This window comes from Brevundimonas lenta (assembly GCF_014196335.1).
Taxonomy (GTDB): Bacteria; Pseudomonadota; Alphaproteobacteria; order Caulobacterales; family Caulobacteraceae; genus Brevundimonas; species Brevundimonas lenta.
In genome coordinates this window covers 167,049-191,967 of the sequence record NZ_JACIDM010000002.1, presented here as the reverse complement: position 1 = coordinate 191,967, position 24,919 = coordinate 167,049, and the positions used below count along the sequence as shown (strand labels likewise).

Sequence of the window (24,919 nt, the reverse complement as noted above, 5' to 3'; positions counted from 1 at the left end):
AATATCTGCAAACGGGCAGTCGCTAGCCGGCTCCCGCCCTCGCCTCATCCGGCCGCAACGTCAGCACCCGCACGCCGTCCTTCGTCACCGCCACCGTGTGTTCGAACTGGGCGGAGAGTTTTCCGTCGGCGGTGACGACGGTCCAGCCGTCGTCCTGTTCGAAGACCGCGCGGCCGCCCTGGTTGATCATGGGCTCGATGGTGAAGGTCATGCCTTCCTTCAGGGTCAGACCCGTGCCCCGCTTGCCGAAATGCAGCACCTGCGGAGCCTCGTGCATCTCCCGCCCGATGCCGTGACCGCAATATTCGCGGACGACGGAATAGCCGGCCTTTTTCGCGTGCTGTTCGATGGCGTGGCCGATGTCGCCGAGGCTGGCCCCCGGGCGGACCACGCGGATGCCCTTCCACAGGGCGTCGTACGTCGTCTTGACCAGCCGCCGCGCCTGCGGCCCCACATTGCCGATGAGGTAGGTCTTGCTGGAGTCGGCGATGAAGCCGTTCTTCTCGAGCGTGATGTCGAGGTTGACGATGTCGCCGTCCTTAAGGACCTCGTCAGCCGAAGGGACGCCGTGGCAGACGACTTCGTTGCGCGAGCTGTTAAGCACGAAGCCGTAGCCGTACTGGCCCTTGCTGGCGGGCCGGGCGCGCAGTTCGTCGACGATGAAGCTCTCAACGAGATTGTTGACCTGGAGGGTGCTCATGCCCTCGAGCGGCCGTTCGTCCAGGTAGGTGAAGACGGAGGCGAGCAGACGGCCGGACTCGGCCATCAGCTCGATCTCGGCGGGCGACTTGATCATGACGCGGGGGCGAGGCCGGGGGCGTCGACGCCGGCGGCCCGGAGCTCACGCGCGGCCAGTTCCTGGAAGGTGAGGCCCGGGTTCAGCTCGCCGAGCATGCCGATCCTGATCCAGAAGGCGGCCTGGGCGTTGATCGACCGGCACGAGGCCTTGCTGGCGCGGCGGAGCTGTTCGTGGAGTTCGTCCTCGATGTTGACGATGCCCATGGAGCGGTCCTGACTATACGATTTGTATATGCGGTATATATTCGAGGTGGGAGCGCGGCAAGCGAGCACAACCCCATCCTTGCTTTCGTCATCCTCCGGCGCCCGCAGGGCGACCGGGGGACCCAGCGGCGCCGTGCGCCCGCCAGAGCGGGCGGGAGGCGATGCTTCCGCGTGCAGCGTGCGTGACAGTTTCGCGCTCCCGCGCGCCGCCGGGTCCCCCGGTTCCGCGCTGCGCGCGGCCCGGAGGATGACGAAAGCAAGGGGGATAGCTCTTTGCGAACTTCGCGAACCGCGCAACTCTCCGCGCCGGATTGAGGGGGACGGCGGATGCTGGTGCTGCTGGGGATTGCGGTCGTGGTCGCGGGGTTCATCGCCCGGATCAATCCGCTGCTGGTCATTCTGGTCGCCGCGATCGTCACCGGCGTGTTGGCGGCGGTGCAGCCGGGGGTCGATGCGCGCGGACTGTTCGAGGCGGGCGTGGCGACGCTGGCGAAGTTCGGCGAGGCGTTCAACGACAACCGCTATTTCCACATCACCTGGCTGATCCTGCCGGTGATCGGGGTGCTGGAGCGCGCGGGTCTGCAGGAGCGGGCGCGGATGCTGATCGCCCGGGTGAAGGCGGCGACGGCCGGGCGGCTGCTGCTGGTCTATCTGTTCGTGCGCCAGGGCACATCGGCGTTGGGTCTGACCTCGCTGGGCGGGCATCCGCAGATGGTGCGGCCGCTGGTGGCGCCGATGGCCGAAGGGGCGGCGGAGGCCGAGTTCGGCGCCCTGCCCGACAAGGCGCGGTTCCGCATTCGCGGGATGTCGGCGGCGACCGACAACATCGGCCTGTTCTTCGGTGAGGACATCTTCATCGCCATCGGCTCGATCGTGCTGATGGTCGGCTTCCTCGAGCAGGCCGGGATCGTGGTCGAGGCGCTGCACGTGTCGCTGTGGGCCATTCCGACGGCGATCGCGGCATTCGCGGTGCACGGGGTGCGGCTGTGGCTGTTCGACCGGTCGCTGAAGCGGGAGCTGGCGACGGCCGCGACCGGTTCGGAGGCGGCGCAATGATCACCCTGCAGCACGCCTATATCGTCGTCGGGCTGATGTTCCTGGCGTTCGCCGTGTTCACGGCGCTGGACCGGACGCATCCGACGCGGATCCGGAACACGCTGTTCTGGGGGCTGATCGCAGCCTCGATGCTGTTCGGGCCGGCGCTGGGAGGCCTCGGCAACGGCCTGCTGGTGGTGGCGCTGGTGATCGTCGGGGCGGTCGGAAAGATGGGCGTCGGCAAGCCGGCGACGACGACGCTGGAGGAGCGGCGCGAGGGCGCAGCGCGGCGCGGAAATGCGCTGTTCGTGCCGGCGCTGATCATTCCGCTGGTGGCCGTGGGCGGGACGCTGCTGGCCAAATACACGGATGCGGGGGCGTGGCTGATCTCGTCGACGCAGACGACGCTGATCGCGCTGGGTCTGGGCTGTCTGATCGCCCTGGTCGTCGCCATCGCCTGGTTCCGACCGCCGGTGATGGCGCCGGTGCAGGAAGGACGGCGGCTGATGGACTCGATCGGCTGGGCCGCCGTGCTGCCGCAGATGCTGGCGTCGCTGGGGGCGGTGTTCCTGGCGGCGGATGTGGGCGGGGTGGTGGGCGAGCTGGTCAGCCAGACCGTGCCGCTGACGACGCCGCTGCTGGCGGTGGTCGCCTACTGCCTGGGCATGGCGCTGTTCACGGTGATCATGGGCAACGCCTTCGCGGCCTTCCCGGTGATGACGGCGGCGATCGGCCTGCCGATCGTGGTGCACCAGTTCGGGGGCAATCCGGCCATCGTCTGCGCCATCGGCATGCTGGCCGGGTTCTGCGGGACGCTGATGACGCCGATGGCGGCCAACTTCAACGTGGTGCCGGCCAACCTGCTGGAACTGCCGGACCGGGATGCGGCGTTGAACGGGGTGATCCGGGCGCAGATCCCGACCGCCCTGGTCATGCTGGCCGTCAATATCGTGCTGATGTACGCCCTCGCCTTCCGGTTCTGAGATGACCCATACGCTGGACGCCGCCACCGCCTCGCGCTTCGCCGCCGCCGCCCTGGGGCATGTGACGAAGGAGTATCCGAACAAGCTGGATCACGTGCTGACCGGGCCGGAGGACGTGAAGGGGCCGCGGGCGCTGCACCCGATCTTCTTCGGCAGCTTCGACTGGCATTCGTGCGTGCACGGCTGGTGGACGCTGATGACGCTGCTGCGGCTGTATCCGGACCTGCCCGAGGCGGGGCGTATCCGGGCGCTGGCGGACGAGCTGTTCACCGATGAGAACGTGGCGGCCGAGGTCGCCTATCTGGAGCAGCCGTCGAGCCGCGGGTTCGAGCGGCCCTATGGCTGGGCCTGGCTGCTGATGCTGGCGGCCGAGATGGACCGGCACGAGGACGCGGGAGGACGGTGGCGGGCGGAGAAGATCCGGCCGCTGGCGGAGGCGTTCGCCGAGCGGTTCGACGCCTTCCTGCCGCTGTCGGCGTATCCGGTGCGGGTCGGTACGCACTACAACACCGCCTTCGCGCTGAGACTGACACTGGACTGGGCCGATGCGAACGACCCGGCGCTGGCGGCGCTGTGCCGCGACAAGGCCCTGGCCTGGCATTCCGACGATCGCGACTGCCAGGCGTGGGAGCCGTCGCAGGACGAGTTCCTGTCGTCCGCCCTGATGGAAGCGGGTCTGATGCGGCGGGTGCTGGACCAAGGCGCGTTCCGGGACTGGTTCGACGCCTTCCTGCCGCGGGTGGCCGCGCGTGAGCCGGCGACCCTGTTCCTGCCCGCCAGCGTCAGTGACCGGTCGGACGGCAAGATCGCGCATCTGGACGGGTTGAACCTGAGCCGGGCCTGGTGCTGGCGCGAGATCGCGGCGGCGCTGCCGGAAGGGGACCCGCGCGCGGCCGTGGCGCGGGAGGCGGCGACGGCGCATCTGGACGCCGCCCTGCCCCACGTCACCGGCGACTATATGGGCGAGCACTGGCTGGCCAGCTTCGCCCTGCTGGCGCTAACCGCCTGAAGACAGGGCGGAACGAACAGCTCCGCTTGCTCTTTCGATAAATCGGGAACACTGTTCTCCCAACTGTGGGGGCGTCCGATGCTCAAATCCCTGCGGTGCCTGATGAAGGGGCACCTGTTCATCGACAGCCGGAGCACGCCCGGCACGCAGGTGTGCGTCCGCTGCCGGCTGCGCAAGCCGTTCGAAAGCCTTCAGGCGGAGGACGACAAGACCCGGGACGCGGACCGGGCCTAGTATTCGTCCCAGGGGATCCACGGCAGGGTCAGCGGCGCGGCCGCGTCGCCCTTGGCGTGGTCATCGAAGGCGGGCGCGGCCGGCGCGGTCAGGTCCAGGATGGAGCCGTCGCTGAAGCGGATACGCTCGATGCTCAGCAGGGAGTCCGTGCCGTCGCGGCCGGCGACCAGATCGGTGATCGTCCAGGTGCTGGAGCCGCCGTTGATCTGGTAGTCGGCGCGAACGCCCGACATGACCACCGTATCGACACTGCCGCCGCCCTGGAGGATGTCGTCGCCGCCGAGGCCGATCAGGGTGTCCGCCGACAGGCCGCCGGTGATGCTGTTGTTCTCCGCATTGCCCGTACCGCTGAACGAGCCGGTTCCGGTGAACGTCAGGTCCTCGAAATTGGCGCGCAGGGTGAGGGCCGAGACCGTCGTCTCGACCGTGTCGCGCCCCTGGCCGGCGCTTTCGACGAGCGTGTCGCCCGCCACGCTGACGCGGTAGAGGTCGTCGCCGAGGCCGCCGATCAGGGTGTTGGCGGCGCCGGTCCCGCCTTCGAGCACGTCATTGCCGCCGAGGCCGATCAGGGTGTCGGCGCCGAGGCCGCCGCGCAGCACATTGGCGACGGCCGAGCCGGCCAGGGTGTCGTTGAAGGCCGAACCGGTCAGGTTCTCGATACCCAGCAGGCTGTCGGAGCCGCCGTCGCCGTCGTTGGCGGCGACATTGCCCGACAGGTTCACGTTCACGCCCGCGGCCGCCGCGGCGTAGTCGACCGTATCGATCCCCGCCCCGCCGTCGAGGACGTCGTTGCCCTGACCGCCGCGCAGGATGTCGGTTCCGTCGAAGCCGCGCAGGGTGTCATTGCCGGCGAGGCCGGACAGGATGTCGCCGGCGCTCGCGCCCTGGATGAGATTGCCAAGCGCGTTGCCGGTCCCGGCGAAGGCGGCCGTGCTGAAGCCGGACGGGACGAAGACCAGATCCTCGAAATTGTCGCGCAGGGTGTAGGTCGTCGCGGTGGTCTCGACCGTGTCATGGCCCTCGCCGGCCGCCTCGATCAGGGTGTCGCCGGCGACGCGGGTGACGTAGCGGTCGTCGCCGAGGCCGCCGATCAGGGTGTTGGCCGCGCCGGCGTCGCCGCGCAGCACGTCATTGCCCGCATAGCCGAACAGGGCGTCGGCGCCCGCCGATCCCGAGATGTCGTTGTTGAGCGCATTGCCGAGGCCGTTGAAGCCGCCGGCGCCGAAGAAAGTCAGGTTCTCGATATTGTCGCGCAGGCGATAGACCGAAACCGTGGTGAAGACGCTGTCCGTCCCCTCCCCGGCCAGTTCGAGGACCGTGTCGCCGGCCACCTGGACGATATAGGTGTCGTCGCCCAGACCGCCCTGAAGCGTGTTGGCCGCGCCGGTTCCGCCTTCAAGGATGTCGTTGCCGCCCAGGCCGACGAGGTAGTCCGAGCCGGCCCCGCCCCAGAGCTGGTTGTTCGACGCCTCGCCGATCAGGACGTCGTTGAAGTCGCCTCCCATGAGGCTCTCGATGCCGTCGAGTGAATCGACGGAGCCATAGCCGTTGTTGGTCACCGTGCCGTCGTTCAGGTCGATGATCACCGACTCCGTCGCGGCGAAATAGGCGGCCAGATCGATGCCCTCGCCGCCGGACAGGACGTTGGAGCCCGCGCCTCCCATGAGAGCGTCGCTGCCGTCCCCGCCGTACAACTGATCGTCGGCCGAACCGCCGCGGAGATCGTCCCGGCCGATGCCGCCCAGGGCGAGGATGACGTTGGACACCGCGCTGGCGTCGAGTACGTCATCGCCCGCGCCGCCGTCGAACTCGATCTGTCCAGTCAGCGCCGTGCCGGCGAGGTCCGAGATGATCAGTCGGTCGTTGGCGCTGAAATGATACCGACCGTCGCCGGCCAGGACGAAATACGGGTCAGGAACGTTCGGGTTTTCGGTGAAGCGGAAGACCGCGGTTTCGACGTTGCGCAGGGTGACGGGCGTCGCGCCGAAGGACTCGGACCCATCCCGGCTGTCGAAGATCCGGGTACCCCAGGTGAAGGTCACGTCGCCCCCGGCCCCGGCCCCGAGCGTGTAGGCGGTCGGCGTGGTGTAGACCCAGCCCTCGAAGGTGGGGCTGGCGTAGATGTAGTGGTCGAAGCTGGACAGGTACCCGCCGCGCAGGTCGAAGGTGTCGACGCCGTCCCCGCCGTCGAGGACAGCGGCGCCCTGATAGACCGCGAAGCCGCCCTCCCAGCCATAGACTCCGACCTGGTAAAGGATGGCGTCCTCGCCATCGAGGCCGTCCAGCTGATCCGCGCCGCCGCGCCCGTCGATGATGTCGTCAGTCGCCGAACCGTCGATGGTTTCGGCCGCACTGGTCCCGGTAAAGGTCGGCATGGTCGCCCCTCCGCAGAATCCGCAGGGTCGTTCACTTCGAGAGCGCGCCCCGCCTCACGCAGAGATAGAACACCCGAACCACTTTTGTTCCAAGCCTGGCCGTAAGGCCTACGGAGGCGTCAGACCAGGCGGCTCTGGACCACGGCGGCGGCGATGAAGCCGGCGAACAGCGGGTGCGGCGCGAACGGGCGGCTCTTCAATTCCGGGTGATACTGCACGCCGATGAACCACGGATGGTCCTCGCGCTCGATCGTCTCGGGCAGGACGCCGTCCGGCGACAGGCCGGCGAAGACCAGGCCGGTCTTCTCGATGGCGTCGCGGTAGTTGATGTTGACCTCGTAGCGGTGGCGGTGGCGCTCGCTGATCGTGGTCGTGCCGTACATCTCCGCGATCTTCGACCCTTCCTTGAGGACCGAGTCATAGGCGCCGAGACGCATGGTGCCGCCGAGGTCGCCGCCCTGCTGGCGCAGGACGCGCTGGTTGCCCTGGGTCCATTCGGTCATCAGGCCGACGACCGGCTCGCTGGTCGGGCCGAACTCGGTCGAGGAGGCCTTCGGGAAGCCGGCCATGTGCCGGGCCGCCTCGATGACCGCCATCTGCATGCCGAAGCAGATGCCGAAATACGGGATGTTGCGGACGCGGGCGAAGCGGGCCGCCTCGATCTTGCCCTCGGAGCCGCGCTCGCCGAAGCCGCCGGGAACCAGCACCGCGTGGGCGCCCTGCAGGCGCGCTTCGCAGGCGTCGCGGTCGCCCTCGAACGTCTCGGCCTCGACCCAGTCGATGTTGACCTTGACGTTGTTGGCGACCCCGCCGTGATGCAGCGCCTCGATGAGGGATTTATAGGCGTCCTTGAGGACCGTGTATTTGCCGACCACGGCCACGGTGACCTCGCCGTCGGGCATCAGGCGGCGACGGGCGATCTCCTGCCAGCGCGACAGATCGGGCGACGGCGCGTCGGTGATGCCGAAGTGGGCCAGCACCTCGGCGTCGAGGCCTTCGCGATGATAGTCGAGCGGGACGGCGTAGATGTCGGCCGAGTCCATCGCCTGGATGACGCCGCTTTCGCGGACGTTGCAGAACAGGCCGATCTTGCGCTTTTCCTCGGGCGGGATCGGGAATTCGCAGCGGCACAGCAGGATGTCGGGCTGGATGCCGATCGAGCGCAGCTCCTTGACGGAGTGCTGCGTCGGCTTGGTCTTCATCTCGCCGGCGGTCTTGATGTAGGGCAGCAGCGTCAGGTGGACGAAGCAGGACTGGCCGCGCGGCAGGTCCTGACCCAGCTGGCGGATGGCCTCGAAGAACGGCAGACCCTCGATGTCGCCGACAGTGCCGCCGATCTCGACCAGCACGAAGTCGACTTCCTCGCCGTCGTCGGTGAGCGCGGGCGTCAGGCAGAAGGATTTGATCTGGTCGGTGACGTGCGGGATCACCTGCACCGTCGCGCCCAGATAGTCGCCGCGGCGCTCCTTCTCGAGGATGGTCGAGTAGATGCGGCCGGTGGTGATGTTGTCGGACTTCGCCGCCGAGACGCCGGTGAAACGCTCGTAGTGACCGAGGTCGAGATCGGTCTCGGCCCCGTCGTCGGTCACGAAGACCTCGCCGTGCTGATACGGGCTCATCGTGCCCGGATCGACGTTCAGATAGGGGTCGAGCTTACGAAGGCGAACCTTGTAGCCGCGCGCTTGCAGAAGCGCGCCGAGAGCGGCGGAGGCGAGGCCTTTTCCCAATGAGGAAACCACGCCGCCAGTGATGAACACGTAACGGGCCATATCGTAACTCTCGGCACCGGGCGTAACGCTGCGGCTATAAAGCCCTGACAATTCAGGCTTTTTGGCCGCAGCTGGCCCGTCTATTATGTATCAATTGCTTTTCCGGGCGCTACGCCGGGCGTTACGTCCTCGGACAATCTCCCTAGCAGGCCCCTGCCGGTCGTTCCACCCACTCCAAGCAGCATTATCCCTCCGCAGCCCCGTCATCTACGACACGGTTTGGGATGCCTTTGGCCTCAAAGTGCTGGCCTAGTGCTGCCATCACCGTGTCGATGACAATCGCGTAGTAGAGACACAGTTCATGGAGTTGCACGGGGGTCAGGCGAACATGCTCCCCTACGGCGAACGTCAATGCGCGGTCCAGCATCTGCATTTCGACCCGGGCCTCTTGGGCTGGGTCAGGCGCTTGGATCGGATGCTCGCCGATGATGACAAACTCGTCGCCTTGGACAAGCCGCACCTCAGAAGCGAGCCAAACGAGCTTTAAGCGCTGCCTGTCGTCGTTGGCGTGACGCTCCGTAACTGTTCCGGCAGCGTGAGCGAGACAGTTCCTTGCGTTGGAAATCGACCAAAGCCGGTCCGATCGCGCGTCAGGTATCCCTAGGCGCTCGGCAACCTTCTCGTACTTCCGGGCCGCGTTCGTGTCTCCGCTGATCTCGGACACCTTAAACCCAGCGGCTACGACCTTCTCATGAGCATCGGTCAAGTCCATCAGTCGCCAGACTTCGTCGACAAACAGACTGAAGTGGCGATCTAATTCCTGCAGCGCATTCCCGATGAGCCAAGCATTGAACTCAAGAACCAGCTCACCAGCCAAATCTTCTGGGAGCGGTTCCGGCAGGAACTGGTAGCGGTTGAACCCCGCCATTGTGACTGTGGTCGGCAACGGTTGGTCTGGTCGGCGGAAGGCAAGGCCCAGGAAGCCTGCCGCGCGATTGACGCCCCTCATTCCAATGTTGCGGAGAGCGTCCGCGTTGATGGTGATTTGTTGGCGCTGAGGGATGGCGTCAGTCATGCGCGCCTACTGAACGTTTCCAGCCAAGGCTTCCGCTCGGGTGAAGAATACGTTCTGCACCGTCCCGCCCATCCGGCACGTGACGTAATAGGTATTCGGCTTGCTCACGCTCTTATCTGCCGTCGTGATCTCGAGACAGTCCGGGCGAGATTGAAGCACCAACTTCGCCCCCTTGCGCAGGATGTCTACGTCTGTGCGCGTAAGACCATATTCGCCAGGGTTCGGGATTGCGTCAGCGGCAATCCTGCTATCCTGGTACTCTGACGGTCCGTCGTACTTGGGACGCTCTGGCGGTTGCGAGTCGGTCAACTCGGACGCTCGCGTCCAGCGTGGAACAAACCCGTCCTCAACGGTCCGATACCACCCGCCACGTTTCTCGTAGACCGTAAATTTCTGACGGTAGTAGACGCGGTTCACCACTGGCCCGTCGGGGCTCGAATGCTCGGTCGCGACGTCGGTTTTCACCCAATAGTCGCCGAGCCCTGCAGCCTCACGGGTCCGCCGCTCAGATGGCGTTTCACCGAACTTCGGACCAGCCCCGGAAACGGCGGCATCGACTGAAGTCTTTTCAGGAACTGGGTCGGACTGGCTGTTGCCGCACGATACTAAGACGGCCGTCGCAGCGATCAGGATCAGTCGGTTCATCTTTCCCCCCGGGCGCATCGCCGGGCGTAACGCCCGAACTCGCGTCCAACTCGTTCAACAGGCAGAAGACAACTACCTGTTTTGACTCACGATTAGATTGAGCAAATTCAACGAATGGCCGCGCGCAACAGCGGGCCATGGGAGATCACCTTACCGCCGATTCGGGCGGCGTACGCTGAAGACTTTGAGGGCGGGAGAGGAAGGCGGGGATAAGGTCCCCGCCCATCCTTATTGAGCGGGGGCGGGCGCCGGCTGGGCCGGAGCGGGGGTGGCCGAACCTTCCGACGTGCTGGACACGAAGTCCCGCAGCGACGGGGCGGCCGGTTGGGCCGGCGCCGCCGCCGGATCCTGGGCCGGAGCCTGTTCCTGCTGCGCCGAGCCGGGGGTGACGGCCAGAGAGCCGACCGATTCGGCGTCGACGACCGAGCGGTTCGAGCGCTCGACGTTGCCGAGAATGGTCAGGCCGATGGCGCACAGGAAGAACAGGATCGCGAGGATCCAGGTCGTGCGCGTCAGAAGGTTGCCTGCGCCGCGGGCGGTCATGAAGCCCGACGGACCGCCGCCCATGCCAAGCGCGCCGCCTTCGGACCGCTGAATCAGGATCACGCCCGCAAGCGAGATCGAAATGAGGATCATGGCGACGAGGAGAATGGTCTGGAGCATGGCAGCCGATATGTGTGGCGCGAGGCCGCGCCGATCAAGCGGCGGCGTCTATCATTGATGTGGGACGGGAGCAAACGCCCCGGAACGCGGCCTCAGGCCGCGCGGATGATGCCGAGGAAGTCCTTGGCCTTCAGGGAGGCGCCGCCGACCAGGGCGCCGCCGACTTCGGGGACCGCGAGGATGTCGCGGGCGTTGTCCGGTTTGACCGAGCCGCCGTAAAGGATGGGCACAGCGGCGACGGCGAGGCCGAGGCGCTCGATCATGGCGGCGCGGACGGCGCGGTGGACTTCCTCGATCTGCTCCAGCGTCGGGGTCAGGCCGGTGCCGATGGCCCAGACCGGCTCGTAGGCGACGGCGAACGCCTGACCGGCCAGGGCCAGCGGCAGGGAGTTGACGACCTGTTTGCGGACGACCTCGACCGCGTCGCCCGCCTCGCGCTGGGCCAGAGTTTCACCGACGCAGACGATGGGGGACAGGCCGGCGGCCAGGGCGGCCTCGGCCTTGGCGGAGACCAGCAGGTCCGTCTCGCCATAGCCCTGACGGCGTTCCGAATGGCCGAGAATGACGAGGGTCGCGCCCGCGTCGACCAGCATCGAGGCGGAGATGTCGCCGGTATAGGCGCCCGAGGCCTCGGCCCGGCAATCCTGGGCGCCGATCTCGACCGGTCCGCCGGTCTGGGCGGCGGCCATGCGCTGGATCAGGGTGGCGGGCGGGCAGATGGCGACGCGGCAGGCGGCCGGGGTCTCGTCGAGCGAGGCGCGCAGGGCGGCGACCTCGGCGAGGTCGGCGCCAGCGCCGTTCATTTTCCAATTGCCGGCGATCAACTTCACGGATTGTTTCATGCGCGCCTCTCTAGGCGGGGAACTTCGACAAGCCAAGCCGTCGGACGCGCCATTGTCTTGCCGTCCGGTGCAGTCACCCCCTATAGGCCAAAGTGGCCCATCTCGCCGCCTATCCGTCAGGACCGACCATGCTCTCCGCGTTCCGCACCTTCGCAAAGTCCAAGTGGGCCATCGGCCTGCTCGTCGTGCTGGGCATCGCCCTGCTGGTCGGCGGGGGCACCCAGATGGACCTGCTCGGCAATCTGGGACCGAAGCATGTGATCTCGGCCGGCGACCGCAGCGTCGACCAGCCGGAGTTCCGGGCCGAGATGGACCGCATCCGCGACCAGGCCCAGCAACAGGCCGGCCGTGCGGTCGACTTCGAAACCCTGATCGGCGGCGGCCAGCTGACCCAGTTCCTGCGTCAGCGCGCGCAGCTGCTGGGCTTCATGGACTGGGCCTGGAAAGCGGGCATCCGCCCCGGCAAGGAACTGATCCTGCGCCGTATCCGCGAGGAGCCGGCCTTCTTCGACTCCGTGACCGGCGCGTTCAGCGAGGAGCAGTACCGGGCCCGTCTGGCCGAGAACAACCTGACCCCCGAGATGTTCGAGGCGCAGCAGCGCGACGAGGTCATGACCCGTCACTACGGCGCAGCGATCGGCGCGGGCACGCGTCTGCCCCGCATCTACGGCGCGGTGCTGGCCAATCAGGTTCTCGAAACGCGTGACGGCCGCTGGTTCACGGTCACCCAGGCGATGGCCGGGACCGCCCCCGCGCCGACCGACGCCCAGCTGACCACCTTCATGAACGACAACGCCGCCCGCCTGCGCCAGCCGGAATTCCGCAGCGCCTCGCTGGTGGTGTTCGAAAATCCGTCGGACTCGACCGGCGCGGTGTCGGAAGAGCGCATCCAGGAACGTTTCAACTTCCGCCGCGACGCGCTGTCGCAACCGGAGCGCCGCAGCTTCGTCACCCTGACCGCCCGGGACCGCGCCTCGGCCGACCGCATCGCCGCCGCCCTGCGCGCAGGCCAGACGCCGGCCGCCGTGGCCCAGGCCAACAACATTCAGCCCACCGAGTTCGAGGATCGTCCGCGCAGCGCCGTGACCGACCCGGCCATCGCCGCCGCCGTGTTCGCCCTGCCCGTGAACGAGGTCTCGGCCCCGATCCAGGCTCGCGTCGGCTATGTGGTCGCGAAGGTCAGCGCCATCGCCCCGGGCCGTCCCGCCGAGCTGTCGGACGTGCGCGCCCAGGTGATCCAGGAGCTGCGCCAGGAAGACGGCCGCGCCGCCGTCTATGCCCGCGTCGAAGCCTACGACAAGGCGCGCCAGGCCGGCCGCACGCTGGACCAGGCCGTGGCCGAGGTCGGCGCCCGCGTCATCAACGTTCCGCTGGTCACCCGCGAAGGCCAGGGCCGCGAAGGTCGCGTCGCCGCTCCGCCGCAGGTGCTGGAATCGATGTGGAAGCTGGGCAAGGGCGGCGAGAGCGAAGTCGCTGAAGCCGGCGAAGGCCAGTACTACGTCGTCCGCGTCAACGAGGTCGTGCCGCCGGCGCTGCCGTCGCTGACCGATCCGAACGTCCGCAGCCAGCTGTCGCAAGCCTGGGTGCAGCGTGAGAACGCCCGCCTGCTGCGCGTCCGCGCGCAGGCGCTGCAGGCCCGCCTGCGTCGCAACGAGGACCTGGCGGCCGTCGCCGCCTCGGTCGGCGCCACGCTGCAGACCGGCACCGGCGTCAGCGCCCAGAACCAGGAGCTGGGCCGCGGCGTCATCGCCGGCCTGTTCACCACCCCGCGCAACGAGAGCTTCTCGCAGCAGCAGACCCAGGACACGTTCGTGATCGGCAAGACCGACCGGATCACCGCCCCGGTGCCCGCGCTGGCCGCCGGCGCCGCAGAACAGTTCCGCGGCCGCATGGCCGGGGACAATCTGAACGCCCTGGTCGAAACCTCCATCCGCTCGGCTGCCGACCGTACGGGCGCCACCTATGACGAGGCCCAGGCCCGCCTGGCGCTGGGCCTGCCGGCGACGCCGCCGGCGGCCCCGGCTTCCGGCGCGCCCGGCGCACGTCCGGCGTCCGCCCCGGCGCAATGACCCCGGCGGACGGCGACGCGATCGCCCTCGCCGCCTTCGAGGCCGGCTGGTCCGCCGGTCGGCCTCAGGTCGTCGTCCGCCATCTGGTCGACGATCTGGAGACCCCGGTCTCGGCCTTCCTGAAAGTCGGCCATGGACGCCCCCACGCCTTCCTGCTGGAATCGGTCGAGGGCGGCGCCGTCAACGGCCGCTATTCGATCATCACCCGCGAGCCTGACGTGGTCTGGCGCTGCCGCGACCGCCGGCCCGAGCTGGCGCGCGGCGCCGACATCGCCGCCGACCGCTTCACCGCCGACGGCGAGGATCCGCTGACGTCCCTGCGGACGCTGATGGCGGCGTCGCGGTTCGACCTGCCGGACGATCTGCCGCCGATGGCCGCCGGCCTGTTCGGCGTGTTCGGCTACGACATGGTGCGGCTGCTGGAGCCGCTGGGCGAACCCAATCCCGATCCGCTGGACCTGCCGGACGCGGTGCTGACGCGCCCGACGCTGGTGGCCATCTTCGATTCGGTGAAGCACGAGATCGTGCTGGTCTCGGCCGCCTATCCCGACGGCGGGCCGGACGCGGCGACGGCCTTCGCGGACGCGACGGCGCGGCTGGACGCGTTCGAGGCCGACCTGCGCGCACCCCTGCCCGCCCTGCCCGCGCCCGTCGAGGCGCCGGGGCCAGAGTTCCGGACGCCCGTGGACGCCGCCGCCTTCGGCGAGATGGTGGCGAAGGCCAAGGACTACATCGGCGCCGGCGACATCTTTCAGGTGGTGCTGAGCCATCGGTTCTCGGGCCCGTGGGCGGCCGATCCGTTCGCCTTCTATCGCGCCCTGCGGCGGCAGAATCCGTCGCCCTATCTGTTCTTCCTCGACTTCGGCGACTTCCAGCTGGCCGGGTCGAGCCCGGAGATCCTGGTGCGGCTGAAGGACGGGCGGGTGACCATCCGTCCGCTGGCGGGGACGCGTCCGCGCGGCGAGACGCCGGAGGCCGACCAGGCGCTGGAGGCCGAACTGCTGGCCGATCCGAAGGAGCGGGCCGAGCACCTGATGCTGCTGGACCTGGGCCGAAACGACGTGGGCCGGGTGTCCGCGCCGGGGACGGTCGAGGTCACCGAGAGCTTCAAGGTCGAGCGCTACAGCTCGGTGATGCACATCGTCTCCGACGTGCAGGGCAAGGCCGACCCGAAGCTGGACGCGGTGGACACGCTGCTGGCCGCCCTGCCCGCCGGCACGCTGTCGGGCGCGCCCAAGGTGCGGGCGATGGAGATCATCGACGAGCTGGAGGCCGTGAAGCGTGGCGTCGGCTACGGCGGCGGCGTGGGCTACATCTCGGCGGGCGGCGAGGCGGACATCTGCATCGTGCTGCGCACCGCCCTGTTCGCCGACGGCCAGATCCATGTGCAGGCGGGCGCCGGCGTGGTGGCCGACAGCGATCCGGCGGCCGAGTACGCCGAGACCCAGGCCAAGGCCCGGGCCCCGATGCGGGCGGCCGGCGAAGCCTGGCGCTATCCGTTCGGCGAGAGGCCCTGAGCCACGGGCGGTTCGTCGAAGCGGACGCCCGGCCCCAGCACCATGACCCCGGCCATCATCACCGCGGCGGTGGCGGCGAGCGCGGCGGCGCCCAGCGCGGACCACGCGCTGGCGCCCGGCGTCGGGGCCGTCAGAAGCGCGCGCGCCTTTGCGATATTGCCTGCCGCCATCGGTCCCTCCCCATCGTCTGTGCCAATTCGAACCGGTTTGGTTAACAGAACCCTGGCGTCAGCATGGGTTGGCGTGACGGGACGCAGTCCCTAGAACCCCCGGATGATCCTCGTCGTCGACAACTACGACAGCTTCACCTGGAACCTGGTCCACTATCTTGCGGAGCTGGGCGCCGAGACGCGCGTGGTGCGCAACGACGACCTGACCGCGGCCGAGGCCTGGGCGCTAAAGCCGGAGGCGGTGCTGCTCTCGCCGGGGCCGTGCACGCCGAACGAGGCGGGCGTGTGCCTGTCGCTGCTGGAGACGGCGGCGGCCGACATGCCGATCTTCGGCGTCTGCCTGGGCCACCAGGCGATGGGCCAGGCGTTCGGCGGCGACGTGATCCGCGCCAAGAGCCTGATGCACGGCAAGACCTCGCCGATCGAACATGCGGGTCTGAGCGTGTTCCGCGGCCTGCCCTCGCCGTTCACGGCGACGCGTTATCACTCGCTGGCGGTGAAGCGGGAGACCCTGCCGGACGTGCTGGAGGTCACCGCCTGGACCGCCGACGGTGAGATCATGGGCCTGCAGCACCGGACGCGGCCAATCCACGGCGTGCAGTTCCACCCGGAATCGATCGCCACCGAACACGGCCACGACCTGCTGGCCAACTTCCTCGATATCGCAAACGTCAGACGCCGGGCGATGGTCTGATCGTGGCGGACGGTTTCAAGCCCCTGCTGGCCAAGCTGGTCGACGGCCGCGTGCTGTCGTCGGACGAGGCGCGCGAGTTCTTCGCCGCCTGCCTGCGCGGCGAGCCGACGCCCGCCCAGGTGGCGGCCGCCGTCACGGCGCTGCGCATCCGCGGCGAGACGGTCGACGAGATCGCGGCCTTCGCCACCGCCATGCGCCAGGCGGCGCTGAAGCTGGCGCATCCGTGGGAGGTGATCGACACCTGCGGCACCGGCGGCGACGGGCAGCACACCTACAACATCTCCACCGCCGCGGCCCTGGTGCTGGCGGGCGCGGGGCTGAAGGTGGCCAAGCACGGCAACCGGGCGATGAGCTCGAAGTCCGGGTCGTCGGACGTGCTGGCGGCGCTGGGCGTGAACCTGGCGGCGACGCCGGCGCAACAGCTGCGGGCGCTGGACAAGGCGGGCATCGCCTTCCTGTTCGCCCCGACCTACCACGGGGCCATGCGCCACGTCGGACCGGTGCGGGCCGAGATCGGCTTCCGCACGGTGTTCAACCTGCTGGGGCCGTTGTCGAACCCGGCCAATGCGACGCGTCAGGTGATGGGCGTCTATGACCCGCGCCTGCTGGAGCCGCTGGCCCAGGTGCTGGGCCGGCTGGGCGCTGTGCGGGCGTGGACGGTGCACGGCCAGGGTCTGGACGAACTGACCACCACGGGCCCGACCGAGGTCGCCGAGTGGAGGAGCGGGACGGTGCGCCGGTTCACGGTGACCCCGGCCGACGCGGGTCTGCCCGAGGCCAGGATCGCCGACCTGCGCGGCGGGGACGCGGAAGAGAATGCGAAGGCGCTGAAGGCGCTGCTGAAGGGCAAGAAGGGCGCCTATCGCGACGTGGTGCTGCTGAATGCCGCAGCGGCGTTGGTGGTGGGCGACAAGGCGGTCGATCTGGCCGAGGGTGCGGCGATGGCGGCGCAGGTGATCGATGACGGGCGGGCCGCGAAGGCGCTGGCCGCGCTGGTCGAGGCGTCGAACACGCCGATCGAGGAAGAGGCCGAGTGAGCGACATTCTGGAGCGGATCGCCGCCTACAAGCGTGAAGAAGTGGCGGAACGGAAGGCGCGGTATGGCGACCTCGGGTTCGAAGCGAGCCGTTCGGGCACTGTTCGCCCCTTCCGGGCCGCCCTGGAGCGCCGCTTCGACGATTCTGGCCGTCCGGCCCTGATCGCTGAAATCAAGAAGGCCAGCCCGTCGAAGGGGCTGATCTGCGCCGACTTCGATCCGGCAGCTCTCGCCCGGGCCTACGAACGGGGCGGCGCCGCATGCCTTTCGGTTCTCACGGACGGCCCCAGCTTCCAGGGGGATGACGCCTATCTGGCCGAGGCCCGCGCCGCGACCTCCCTGCCCTGTCTGCGCAAGGAATTCCTGGTCGACCCGTGGCAGGTGGCCGAGAGCCGCGCCCTGGGCGCCGACTGCATCCTGATCATCCTGGCCATGGTGGACGACGCCCTGGCCGCCGAACTGCTGGCCGAGGCCGAACGGTTCGGCATGGACGCCCTGATCGAGACCCACGACGAGAACGAGATGGTGCGCGCCTGCCGGCTGGGCGGCGACCTGGTGGGGGTGAACAACCGCTCGCTGCGCACCTTCGAGGTCGACCTGGAGACGACCGAACGGCTGGCCATGCTAAGCCCGGTGCGGGCGCTACTTGTCTCGGAGAGCGGCATCTTCACGCCGGAAGACGTGGACCAGGTGTCGGACGCGCACGCCCAGGCGATCCTGGTCGGCGAGAGCCTGATGCGTCAGGACGACGTCGAGGCGGCGACGCGGGCGTTGCTGGGCTGAACTCAGCTCCTGGGCCATGCGCCTACCACCGTTTGGTCATACGTTCTGTTCCACGGCGTATCTGGTAGAGCCCCAATCTCCACAGACAGAAACTCTCGCGCTCTCCCGTGCGCCCATTGAGTCGGCTTCCACGGAGCAGCCGCCGTCTTGGCCAAGTGCTGACCCACCTCCCCCGCAACAGCTGCTCCAATCTGAACCATGGTTTGGGGGATGAGCGCCATGCCGCCTGTCGCCGCCCCAATGACCAGTCCCACGCCCTGCATCACCGCGAATGTTGCAACTCGCCCACGAAGACTCGCAAACCGCTCGAAGCGGCTGAACACTTCCTTCTGATATGCCTCAAGAAGCCGTGCCTCTGGCTTCTGACTGGCCAACCACGATTTCCATTTGCGCGTGTCTGCATGTTCGAGGAACTCCGCCAGTTCCACTGGAGATCTCGCACCGGAGGACACAGCTTGGGCGATCGATCGCTTTTCGAACGTAACGGTCTCAAAAATCCGGACTTGGTCCATCCCCTCGCTAGAGCGGACAGCAAGACATTCCAGTTTTGCCTCCAAGGCATCCATGGCATGCCGCATGAGCCACATGTCGGTATAGCCATCGGCCGACCTGATTATCTCCCGCCGGGCTTCAGCCAACGCCGCAATGACTGATTCCGGCCCCAGCTTCGCAAACATGGTGCCTGCGTGGCCGTCAGGAAATTCTAGGTCCGTGTGAGGGACGTAAATCTGCTCTCGCTCTGGGTGAGGCTCGAACCGGAGCCTCCCCTGCGGTTCGACTCCGGTAACGGCGGCGATCTGACGCCGGGCGACCTTCGTTACGAGGTCTTCGTTGAGCACATCGTCTCGATCGCCTGCGAATACAGCTGCGCTGACACCCACTTCTGCTACTCGATCCATCAACCGAGTTGCGGCAAGCCGATTGGCCCTCGTTATTCCAAAGTTCTGCATCCACCCTTGGACGAACTCTTCCTTTGCCGGAAATGTGGGCTTGCTAATCAGAAGGCACGTCCCGCCGGTGCCCTCATAGTTGGCCTCCAGCGGCATCGCGTTCAAAGGTTCGCCATCTAGGACGATTTCAACGTCGCCCGTGTCCAAGATGCGATGAAGAGTATCAAACCCGCCCCACCGGACACAGAGCAACAACAGCTCGGCCGTACTCGCGACGAACCGCGTCTTCGGAAAATAGACCAACGCCTCAGCGAGTTGGCCATGTTCCTTAGGATTTGATGCCTGAACTGTTACAGTCTGAAGCACGAACGCTAATCCCTCAGTGCCAAGTCAACCCACCCATTGTGGCCGAAACGGTGATCGCTGCGGTAACCGGACCTTAACCGGAACAGCACAGGAACACCATGTGGACGTTTGCGGTTTGTTCCGCTACGTTTTCCGTCAACGGGATTCGCCTCGAGGTTCGCCATGCTCACACGCAAACAGCATGAACTGCTCATGTTCATCCATGAGCGGATCCAGGAGACCGGCGTCTCGCCTTCGTTCGACGAGATGAAGGAGGCGTTGGATCTGGCGTCCAAGTCGGGCATCCACCGGCTGATCACGGCGCTGGAGGAGCGCGGCTTCATCCGCCGTCTGGCGCACCGGGCGCGGGCGCTTGAAGTGACCAAGCTGCCGGAACAGGCGACCGCCGGCGCGCCGCGCGGCCATGCCGGCTTCAAGCCGGGCGTGATCGAGGGCGGTGGCCGTCCCAAGGCCGCCGAACCGGCCAACGACACCCGCGAACTGTCGCTGATGGGCAAGATCGCGGCGGGCACGCCCATCGACGCCATCGAGCACGAGACCGCCCGCTATCCGGTGCCGGAAGCGATGCTGGGCTCGGGCGAGCACTATCTGCTCGAAATCGAGGGCGACTCGATGATCGAGGCCGGGATCCTGAACGGCGACCTGGTGATCATCAAATCGACCGAGAACGCCTCGTCCGGCGAGATCGTCGTGGCCCTGGTCGAGGGCGAACAGGCGACGCTGAAGCGGCTGCGCAAGAAGGGCGCCTCGATCGCCCTGGAGCCGGCCAACCGCCACTACGAGACCAAGATCTACGGTTCGGACCAGGTCGCGGTCCAGGGCAAGCTGGTCGGGCTCATCCGCCGCTATCACTGACGTCGCCGAACCGGCTCCAGGGCCGGTCCCCGCGCGCATCCGCCACCCATACGGCCCGCCAGCGGTTCGCCACGGGCGGGCCTTCGCGCCGTAGCTCGACCGCCCCGCCGCGGGCGAAGTCGAACCCGTCCAGAACCAGGCGGCCCTCGCACGACGCCGGCAGCGCTGAGAGTTCGGCGCGGACGCCGATGACCTGAGCCGACCGGCACAGGGCGTCGACCTGTTCCGCCGTCGGAGAACGCTTGCCCCACCACAGGGCGACCGGACCGGCCGCAGCCGTTTCGGGCGCGCAGGAGAAGCGGGTGCAGGTCCAGCCTTCCGGCGGACGGTCGGTCGTCTGCAGGCCCCGGCGGCGCGACCAGACGTCGACCGCGAACTGACGCACGCCGGGACGCATGATCACGGCCTCGCCGTTCTCGACGAAGGCCGCCGCCGTGCCGCCGTCGCCGATCCAGAGGTCGGGCGTCGGCGCGCGCGGCCACAGCAGGACCGCGCAGGCGAACGGCAGGCCGATCCAGCGCAGCGGGCCTCGCCACAGACAGCAGAACAGCACGCCGAGGAAGGCGATGGGCAGGACGTAGTCCGGTGCGCTGGCGACGGTGCGCACCGCGCCGGGCAGCGAGGCGACCCATTCGCCGATGGCCAGCATCAGGGTGATCCCCTGCCCCGCCAGCCACAGGAAGGGCGCGCCCAGGCCCAGCGGCTCCAGCAGGGCTCCCAGAGCGAGCGCGGGCATGATGAGGAAGTCGGAGACCGGGGCCGTCGCGAGGTTGGCGGCGAGGCCGTACATGGCCGTGCGGTTGAAATGCTGCAGGGCGAACGGGCCGGTGGCGGCGCCGGCGACCAGGCTGGCGAGGACGGCGGCGCCCAGCCAGGCGCCGGTGCGCTGGACGATCAGGATCGGCAGGGGCGCTGAGATCTCGCGGATGCGCGGCGGCCAGGCCTCGACCAGGGCGACCAGGGCGGCGGTGGCGGCGAAGGACATCTGGAAGCCGGGCGTGACGATGGCCTCGGGCTGCAGCACCAGCACGACCAGGGCGGCGACGGCCAGGGCGTGCATGGTGATGGCCTGCCGGTCCAGCAGGATGGCGAGAAAGGCGATGGAGGCGGTGACGGCCGCCCGCTCGGCCGGGGGCGGCGAGCCGGAGACGACCAGATAGGTCCCGACCGCCAGCAGGCCGGCGACGGCGGCGACCTTCTTGCCCGGCACGCGCAACGCCACCCACGGCGCGGCGGCGACCAGCAGACGGACGAGGAAGAAGGCGAAGCCGCCGACCACGGCCATGTGCAGGCCGGAGATCGACAGGATGTGCGCCAGGCCGGAGTCGCGCATGACGTCGACCTCGGCCGGGTCGAGCCAGGCCTCGTGGCCCGTGGTCATGGCGGCGGCGACCCCGCCCGCGCGCTCGCCCTGGCGGGCGACGATGCGTTTGGCCAGGTCGTAGCGCATGGCGTTGACGGCCATGACGGCGCGCAGCCGCCACGGCGCCGGCGTGAGATACGCCGGGCGGGTCTCGCCCAGGGCGAAGGCGACGCCGCCCATGCGCTGGAAGAAGGCGGTGCGGCCGAAGTCGTAGGCGCCGGGACTGGCCGGAGCCGGCGGCGGATTGAGGATGGCGAACAGCCGGACCGCCTCGCCCGGCTCGGGCGCGACGCCCCGGACGGTGGCGCGCAGGCGCACGGGCGTGTCTTCCGGGGCCAGGCCGTCGATGCGGACCGGAGCGATGATGACGCGCGGTCCGGCCGAGCCGGGGCTGTCGACATCGACGACCCAGCCCTCGACCACGACGGGTCTATCCAGGGCGGGAGCGATGGGCGCGGTCACCGCGTCGGTGCGCAGCTTCGCCGCCGCGATTCCGAAGGCGAAACAGGCGAGCAGCATCAGCGGCAGGGTCCAGGCCCGCGCCAGGCCGGCGCGCCGTCCCGCGAACCAGCCCGCGGCGGCGACGGCGGCGTACAGCAGCAGGGGCCAGGCCGGCGGCTCGGCCTTGAGGACGAAATAGACGGCGCAACCGCCGCCGAAGGCCACCGGCGCCCACAGCCGCCAGCGCAGGGCCTGGGCCGCGACCTGGACGTGCAGAAACGCCGCCGCGCGCGCCCGGGTGCTAGGCTTTGCGGGAACGGACGGTATAAGGGCGGCCCTATCGGACACGCCTGAAATGACCTCCCCAGCCTCCCCCAAACCCGAAGTCGTCACCCGCTTCGCCCCCTCGCCCACCGGCTACCTGCACATCGGCGGAGCCCGTACGGCGTTATTCAACTACCTTTACGCGAAGCGATACAACGGCAAGTTTCTGGTTCGTGTCGAGGACACCGATCGCGAACGCTCGACTGATGAGGCGGTGAAGGCGATTTTCGACGGCCTGAGCTGGCTGGAGCTGTTCGCCGACGAGGAGCCCGTGTTCCAGTTCTCGCGCGCCGAGCGGCACCGCGAGGTGGCCAATCAGCTGCTGGAGACGGGGCACGCCTACCGCGACTTCCTGAGCGCCGAGGAGACGGGCGCCCTGCGCGACGCCGCCAAGGCCGCGGGCCGGACCTTCGAGTCGCCGTGGCGCGACCGCGAGCCGACCGTCGACGACCTGTCGAAGCCGCACACGGTGCGCTTCCGCCGCCCGGTCGACACCGGCGTGGTGGTCGATGACGCGGTGCAGGGATCGGTGCGCTGGGAGTCGTCGTCGCTGGACGACCTGGTGATCCTGCGCTCGGACGGGGCGCCGACCTACAATCTGGCCGTGGTGGTCGATGACCACGACATGGGCGTGACCCACGTCATCCGCGGCGACGACCACCTGAACAACGCCGCCCGCCAGAGCCTGATCTACGACGCCCTGGGCTGGACCCGGCCGACCTTCGCGCACATCCCGCTGATCCACGGGCCGGACGGCGCCAAGCTGTCGAAGCGCCACGGGGCGCAGGCGGTGCACGAATACGCCGAGATGGGCTACCTGCCCGAGGCGATGCGCAACTATCTGGCCCGGCTGGGCTGGGCGCACGGCGACGACGAGCTGTTCTCGGACGCCCAGGCGCAGGCGTGGTTCGACCTGTCGGGCGTCGGCAAGGCGCCGGCCCGGCTGGACTTCGACAAGCTGGCCCATGTGAACAGCCACTGGATCCGCCTGGCCGAGGACGACCGCCTGGCCAAGCTGACGTTGGACGTCCACCTGGCCCGCGGCCACGAGCTAGGCCCGAACGACGAGGCGCTGCTGCTGCGCGCCATGCCGTTCGTGAAGGACCGGGCGAAAACCACGCTGGAACTGGCCGACCAGACCGCCTTCGTGCTGAAGCCACGGCCGATCGCCATCGACGAAAAGGGCCTCGGCCTGCTGGCCGGCGAATCGGGCGAGCGCATCGGCCGCCTGCGCGACCGGCTGGCGCTTTTCGCCAGCTGGGACGTGTTCGCGCTGGAAGCGGAGCTGAAAGTCTTCGCCGAGGACGAGGGCGTCGGCTTCGGCAAAATCGGCCCGGCGACGCGCGCGGCCCTGACGGGCGGGGCCGTCTCGCCCGATATCGCGAAAACGTTGGCGGCGCTTGGGCGAGAGATCGCGCTCGGGCGCTTGGATGACGCGCTGCAACAGACTAAGTGACGTTCACAAACGCATCGCGGCCCGCCGCCTCCCCGCGCGAGGCCGCCGCCTGTTCAAAGGGGCTGACATGACTGAACAAGCCAAGGCCGCCGGCTCGGCGACGCTTACCTACGGCGACAAGGCCGTCGAACTGCCGGTTCTGAAGGGCTCGACCGGCCCGGACGTGATCGACATCCGCAAGCTGTACGGCGCGACCGACGCCTTCACCTTCGACCCGGGCTTCACCTCGACGGCGGCGTGCGAGAGCGCGATCACCTTCATCGACGGCGACAAGGGCGTGCTGCTGCACCGCGGCTATCCGATCGGCCAGCTGGCCTCGCAGTCGAACTTCATCGAGGTCTGCCACCTGCTGCTGCACGGCGAACTGCCGACCGCGGCGCAGTACGAGGCGTTCGAAAACAGCATCACCATGCACACGATGCTGCATGCCCAGTTCGACCGCTTCTTCGAGGGCTTCCGCCGCGACGCCCACCCGATGGCGATCATGGTCGGCACCGTCGGCGCCCTGTCGGCCTTCTATCACGACAGCCTGGACATCCATGATCCGGTGCAGCGCAACATCTCGGCCATCCGCCTGATCGCCAAGATGCCGACGATCGCCGCCCGGGCCTACAAGTACCACATTGGCCAGCCGTTCGTGTCGCCGCGCAACGACCTGAGCTACGCCGAGAACTTCCTGCGCATGTGCTTCGCCGTGCCGGCCGAGGACTATGTGGTCGATCCGAAGATGGCCAAGGCCATGGACCGCATCTTCACCCTGCACGCCGACCACGAGCAGAACGCCTCGACCTCGACCGTCCGCCTGGCCGGTTCGTCGGGCGCCAATCCGTTCGCCTGTATCGCCGCCGGCATCGCCTGCCTGTGGGGCCCGTCGCACGGGGGCGCCAACGAAGAAGCGCTGACCATGCTGAAGGAAATCGGCACCCCGGACCGCATCCCCGAGTTCATCGAGGGCGTGAAGGCCAAGAAGTACAAGCTGATGGGCTTCGGCCACCGCGTGTACAAGAACTACGACCCGCGGGCGACCGTGATGAAGGAGTCCGCGGACGAGATCCTCGACCTCGTCGGCGCCGAGAACGACCCGCTGTTCCAGGTCGCCAAGGAGCTGGAGCGCGTCGCCCTGTCGGACGAGTATTTCATCGAGCGCAAGCTGTTCCCGAACGTCGACTTCTATTCGGGCATCACCCTGTCGGCGATGGGCTTCCCGACCTCGATGTTCACCGTGCTGTTCGCCCTGGCCCGCACCGTCGGCTGGATCGCCCAGTGGGAAGAAATGCTGGCCGATCCGGCACAGAAGATCGGTCGCCCGCGTCAGCTGTACACCGGCCCGACCGAGCGCGATTACGTGCCGATCCAGAACCGCGGCTGATCCGCGACAGATCG

Annotated in this window: 23 protein-coding genes; 12 read left to right on the top strand and 11 right to left on the bottom strand. The window is 68.3% G+C overall.

Annotated features, from left to right (window positions below; translation table 11 throughout):
• Window positions 1-22: 22 nt before the first annotated feature.
• Window positions 23-796, bottom strand: a complete 774-nt coding sequence (gene map, locus GGR12_RS08430) for a type I methionyl aminopeptidase (RefSeq protein WP_183203985.1) — start codon at window positions 794-796, stop codon at window positions 23-25.
• Window positions 793-1,002, bottom strand: a complete 210-nt coding sequence (locus tag GGR12_RS08425) for a ParD-like family protein (RefSeq protein WP_183203984.1) — start codon at window positions 1,000-1,002, stop codon at window positions 793-795. Before GGR12_RS08425 ends, map begins: the two co-directional genes overlap by 4 nt.
• A 327-nt stretch (window positions 1,003-1,329) precedes the next feature.
• On the opposite strand from GGR12_RS08425, the gene GGR12_RS08420 reads away from it, so the two are divergent.
• The 4 genes from GGR12_RS08420 (at window position 1,330) to GGR12_RS08405 (ending at window position 4,263) form a co-directional block, all read left to right on the top strand.
• Complete coding sequence (locus GGR12_RS08420; RefSeq protein ID WP_183203983.1) at window positions 1,330-2,058, top strand: DUF969 domain-containing protein; 729 nt, start codon at window positions 1,330-1,332, stop codon at window positions 2,056-2,058.
• Window positions 2,055-3,020, top strand: a complete 966-nt coding sequence (locus tag GGR12_RS08415; protein ID WP_183203982.1) for a DUF979 domain-containing protein — start codon at window positions 2,055-2,057, stop codon at window positions 3,018-3,020. The genes GGR12_RS08420 and GGR12_RS08415 overlap by 4 nt, the downstream gene beginning before the upstream one ends.
• A 1-nt stretch (window position 3,021) precedes the next feature.
• Window positions 3,022-4,029, top strand: a complete 1,008-nt coding sequence (locus GGR12_RS08410) for a DUF2891 domain-containing protein (protein WP_183203981.1) — start codon at window positions 3,022-3,024, stop codon at window positions 4,027-4,029.
• 78 nt (window positions 4,030-4,107) lie between these two features.
• Entirely contained in the window at window positions 4,108-4,263 is a 156-nt protein-coding gene (locus tag GGR12_RS08405; RefSeq protein WP_183203980.1) for a hypothetical protein, read from the top strand.
• Here the strand turns inward: GGR12_RS08405 and GGR12_RS08400 are convergent.
• The 6 genes from GGR12_RS08400 to tpiA form a co-directional block, all read right to left on the bottom strand.
• Entirely contained in the window at window positions 4,260-6,638 is a 2,379-nt protein-coding gene (locus GGR12_RS08400; RefSeq protein ID WP_183203979.1) for a calcium-binding protein, read from the bottom strand. The two genes, GGR12_RS08405 and GGR12_RS08400, sit on opposite strands and share 4 nt — an antisense overlap.
• Before the next feature lie 119 nt (window positions 6,639-6,757).
• Window positions 6,758-8,407: a CTP synthase gene (gene pyrG, locus GGR12_RS08395; protein ID WP_183203978.1), complete on the bottom strand. Its 1,650-nt coding sequence runs from the start codon at window positions 8,405-8,407 to the stop codon at window positions 6,758-6,760.
• 184 nt (window positions 8,408-8,591) lie between these two features.
• The gene (locus GGR12_RS08390) at window positions 8,592-9,422 is read right to left on the bottom strand and encodes a hypothetical protein (protein WP_183203977.1); all 831 of its coding nucleotides are present in this window, start codon (window positions 9,420-9,422) and stop codon (window positions 8,592-8,594) included.
• 6 nt (window positions 9,423-9,428) lie between these two features.
• Entirely contained in the window at window positions 9,429-10,067 is a 639-nt protein-coding gene (locus tag GGR12_RS08385) for a hypothetical protein (RefSeq protein ID WP_183203976.1), read from the bottom strand.
• A 228-nt stretch (window positions 10,068-10,295) separates the two neighbouring features.
• A complete protein-coding gene (gene secG / locus GGR12_RS08380) occupies window positions 10,296-10,730 on the bottom strand; it encodes a preprotein translocase subunit SecG (protein WP_183203975.1) in 435 nt (144 codons plus the stop codon).
• A 92-nt stretch (window positions 10,731-10,822) separates the two neighbouring features.
• Entirely contained in the window at window positions 10,823-11,572 is a 750-nt protein-coding gene (gene tpiA / locus GGR12_RS08375) for a triose-phosphate isomerase (RefSeq protein ID WP_183203974.1), read from the bottom strand.
• Window positions 11,573-11,700: 128 nt separating this feature from the next.
• Here tpiA and GGR12_RS08370 point away from each other — a divergent pair, with 128 nt between their 5' ends.
• Window positions 11,701-13,641 carry a peptidylprolyl isomerase gene (locus GGR12_RS08370; RefSeq protein ID WP_183203973.1) on the top strand — a complete coding sequence of 647 codons (1,941 nt, stop codon included), beginning with the start codon at window positions 11,701-11,703 and terminating at the stop codon, window positions 13,639-13,641.
• On the top strand, window positions 13,638-15,158 hold the full coding sequence (gene trpE, locus GGR12_RS08365) for an anthranilate synthase component I (RefSeq protein ID WP_183203972.1): 1,521 nt from the start codon (window positions 13,638-13,640) through the stop codon (window positions 15,156-15,158). The genes GGR12_RS08370 and trpE overlap by 4 nt, the downstream gene beginning before the upstream one ends.
• On the opposite strand, the gene GGR12_RS08360 is transcribed toward trpE, so the two are convergent.
• Entirely contained in the window at window positions 15,134-15,328 is a 195-nt protein-coding gene (locus GGR12_RS08360; RefSeq protein WP_183203971.1) for a peptidoglycan-binding protein, read from the bottom strand. The genes trpE and GGR12_RS08360 overlap by 25 nt on opposite strands.
• Window positions 15,329-15,431: 103 nt before the next feature.
• Here GGR12_RS08360 and GGR12_RS08355 point away from each other — a divergent pair, with 103 nt between their 5' ends.
• The 3 genes from GGR12_RS08355 to trpC are packed head-to-tail and all read left to right on the top strand — an operon-like array spanning window position 15,432 to window position 17,841.
• A complete protein-coding gene (locus GGR12_RS08355; RefSeq protein WP_183203970.1) occupies window positions 15,432-16,022 on the top strand; it encodes an anthranilate synthase component II in 591 nt (196 codons plus the stop codon).
• Between the two features lie 2 nt (window positions 16,023-16,024).
• Window positions 16,025-17,059, top strand: a complete 1,035-nt coding sequence (gene trpD / locus GGR12_RS08350; RefSeq protein ID WP_183203969.1) for an anthranilate phosphoribosyltransferase — start codon at window positions 16,025-16,027, stop codon at window positions 17,057-17,059.
• Window positions 17,056-17,841 carry an indole-3-glycerol phosphate synthase TrpC gene (gene trpC, locus GGR12_RS08345; protein ID WP_183203968.1) on the top strand — a complete coding sequence of 262 codons (786 nt, stop codon included), beginning with the start codon at window positions 17,056-17,058 and terminating at the stop codon, window positions 17,839-17,841. The genes trpD and trpC overlap by 4 nt, the downstream gene beginning before the upstream one ends.
• A gap of 2 nt (window positions 17,842-17,843) precedes the next feature.
• Here the strand turns inward: trpC and GGR12_RS08340 are convergent, their stop codons facing one another.
• Complete coding sequence (locus GGR12_RS08340) at window positions 17,844-19,097, bottom strand: hypothetical protein (protein ID WP_183203967.1); 1,254 nt, start codon at window positions 19,095-19,097, stop codon at window positions 17,844-17,846.
• Window positions 19,098-19,259: 162 nt separating this feature from the next.
• Here GGR12_RS08340 and lexA point away from each other — a divergent pair, with 162 nt between their 5' ends.
• The gene (lexA, locus tag GGR12_RS08335; RefSeq protein WP_183203966.1) at window positions 19,260-19,952 is read left to right on the top strand and encodes a transcriptional repressor LexA; all 693 of its coding nucleotides are present in this window, start codon (window positions 19,260-19,262) and stop codon (window positions 19,950-19,952) included.
• Here the strand turns inward: lexA and GGR12_RS08330 are convergent.
• Complete coding sequence (locus GGR12_RS08330) at window positions 19,933-22,104, bottom strand: ComEC/Rec2 family competence protein (protein WP_343053171.1); 2,172 nt, start codon at window positions 22,102-22,104, stop codon at window positions 19,933-19,935. The two genes, lexA and GGR12_RS08330, sit on opposite strands and share 20 nt — an antisense overlap.
• A 7-nt stretch (window positions 22,105-22,111) precedes the next feature.
• Between GGR12_RS08330 and gltX the strand changes: the two genes are divergently transcribed.
• Window positions 22,112-23,536 carry a glutamate--tRNA ligase gene (gene gltX, locus GGR12_RS08325; protein WP_183203965.1) on the top strand — a complete coding sequence of 475 codons (1,425 nt, stop codon included), beginning with the start codon at window positions 22,112-22,114 and terminating at the stop codon, window positions 23,534-23,536.
• A 67-nt stretch (window positions 23,537-23,603) separates the two neighbouring features.
• Entirely contained in the window at window positions 23,604-24,905 is a 1,302-nt protein-coding gene (gene gltA / locus GGR12_RS08320; protein ID WP_183203964.1) for a citrate synthase, read from the top strand.
• Window positions 24,906-24,919 lie beyond the last annotated feature (14 nt).

Coding starts and splice junctions, on each gene's coding strand:
- map (WP_183203985.1), bottom strand. CDS start 796: ATGATCAAGTCGCCCGCCGAGATCGAGCTGATGGCCGAGTCCGGCCGT.
- GGR12_RS08425 (WP_183203984.1), bottom strand. CDS start 1,002: ATGGGCATCGTCAACATCGAGGACGAACTCCACGAACAGCTCCGCCGC.
- GGR12_RS08420 (WP_183203983.1), top strand. CDS start 1,330: ATGCTGGTGCTGCTGGGGATTGCGGTCGTGGTCGCGGGGTTCATCGCC.
- GGR12_RS08415 (WP_183203982.1), top strand. CDS start 2,055: ATGATCACCCTGCAGCACGCCTATATCGTCGTCGGGCTGATGTTCCTG.
- GGR12_RS08410 (WP_183203981.1), top strand. CDS start 3,022: ATGACCCATACGCTGGACGCCGCCACCGCCTCGCGCTTCGCCGCCGCC.
- GGR12_RS08405 (WP_183203980.1), top strand. CDS start 4,108: ATGCTCAAATCCCTGCGGTGCCTGATGAAGGGGCACCTGTTCATCGAC.
- GGR12_RS08400 (WP_183203979.1), bottom strand. CDS start 6,638: ATGCCGACCTTTACCGGGACCAGTGCGGCCGAAACCATCGACGGTTCG.
- pyrG (WP_183203978.1), bottom strand. CDS start 8,407: ATGGCCCGTTACGTGTTCATCACTGGCGGCGTGGTTTCCTCATTGGGA.
- GGR12_RS08390 (WP_183203977.1), bottom strand. CDS start 9,422: ATGACTGACGCCATCCCTCAGCGCCAACAAATCACCATCAACGCGGAC.
- GGR12_RS08385 (WP_183203976.1), bottom strand. CDS start 10,067: ATGAACCGACTGATCCTGATCGCTGCGACGGCCGTCTTAGTATCGTGC.
- secG (WP_183203975.1), bottom strand. CDS start 10,730: ATGCTCCAGACCATTCTCCTCGTCGCCATGATCCTCATTTCGATCTCG.
- tpiA (WP_183203974.1), bottom strand. CDS start 11,572: ATGAAACAATCCGTGAAGTTGATCGCCGGCAATTGGAAAATGAACGGC.
- GGR12_RS08370 (WP_183203973.1), top strand. CDS start 11,701: ATGCTCTCCGCGTTCCGCACCTTCGCAAAGTCCAAGTGGGCCATCGGC.
- trpE (WP_183203972.1), top strand. CDS start 13,638: ATGACCCCGGCGGACGGCGACGCGATCGCCCTCGCCGCCTTCGAGGCC.
- GGR12_RS08360 (WP_183203971.1), bottom strand. CDS start 15,328: ATGGCGGCAGGCAATATCGCAAAGGCGCGCGCGCTTCTGACGGCCCCG.
- GGR12_RS08355 (WP_183203970.1), top strand. CDS start 15,432: ATGATCCTCGTCGTCGACAACTACGACAGCTTCACCTGGAACCTGGTC.
- lexA (WP_183203966.1), top strand. CDS start 19,260: ATGCTCACACGCAAACAGCATGAACTGCTCATGTTCATCCATGAGCGG.
- gltX (WP_183203965.1), top strand. CDS start 22,112: ATGACCTCCCCAGCCTCCCCCAAACCCGAAGTCGTCACCCGCTTCGCC.
- gltA (WP_183203964.1), top strand. CDS start 23,604: ATGACTGAACAAGCCAAGGCCGCCGGCTCGGCGACGCTTACCTACGGC.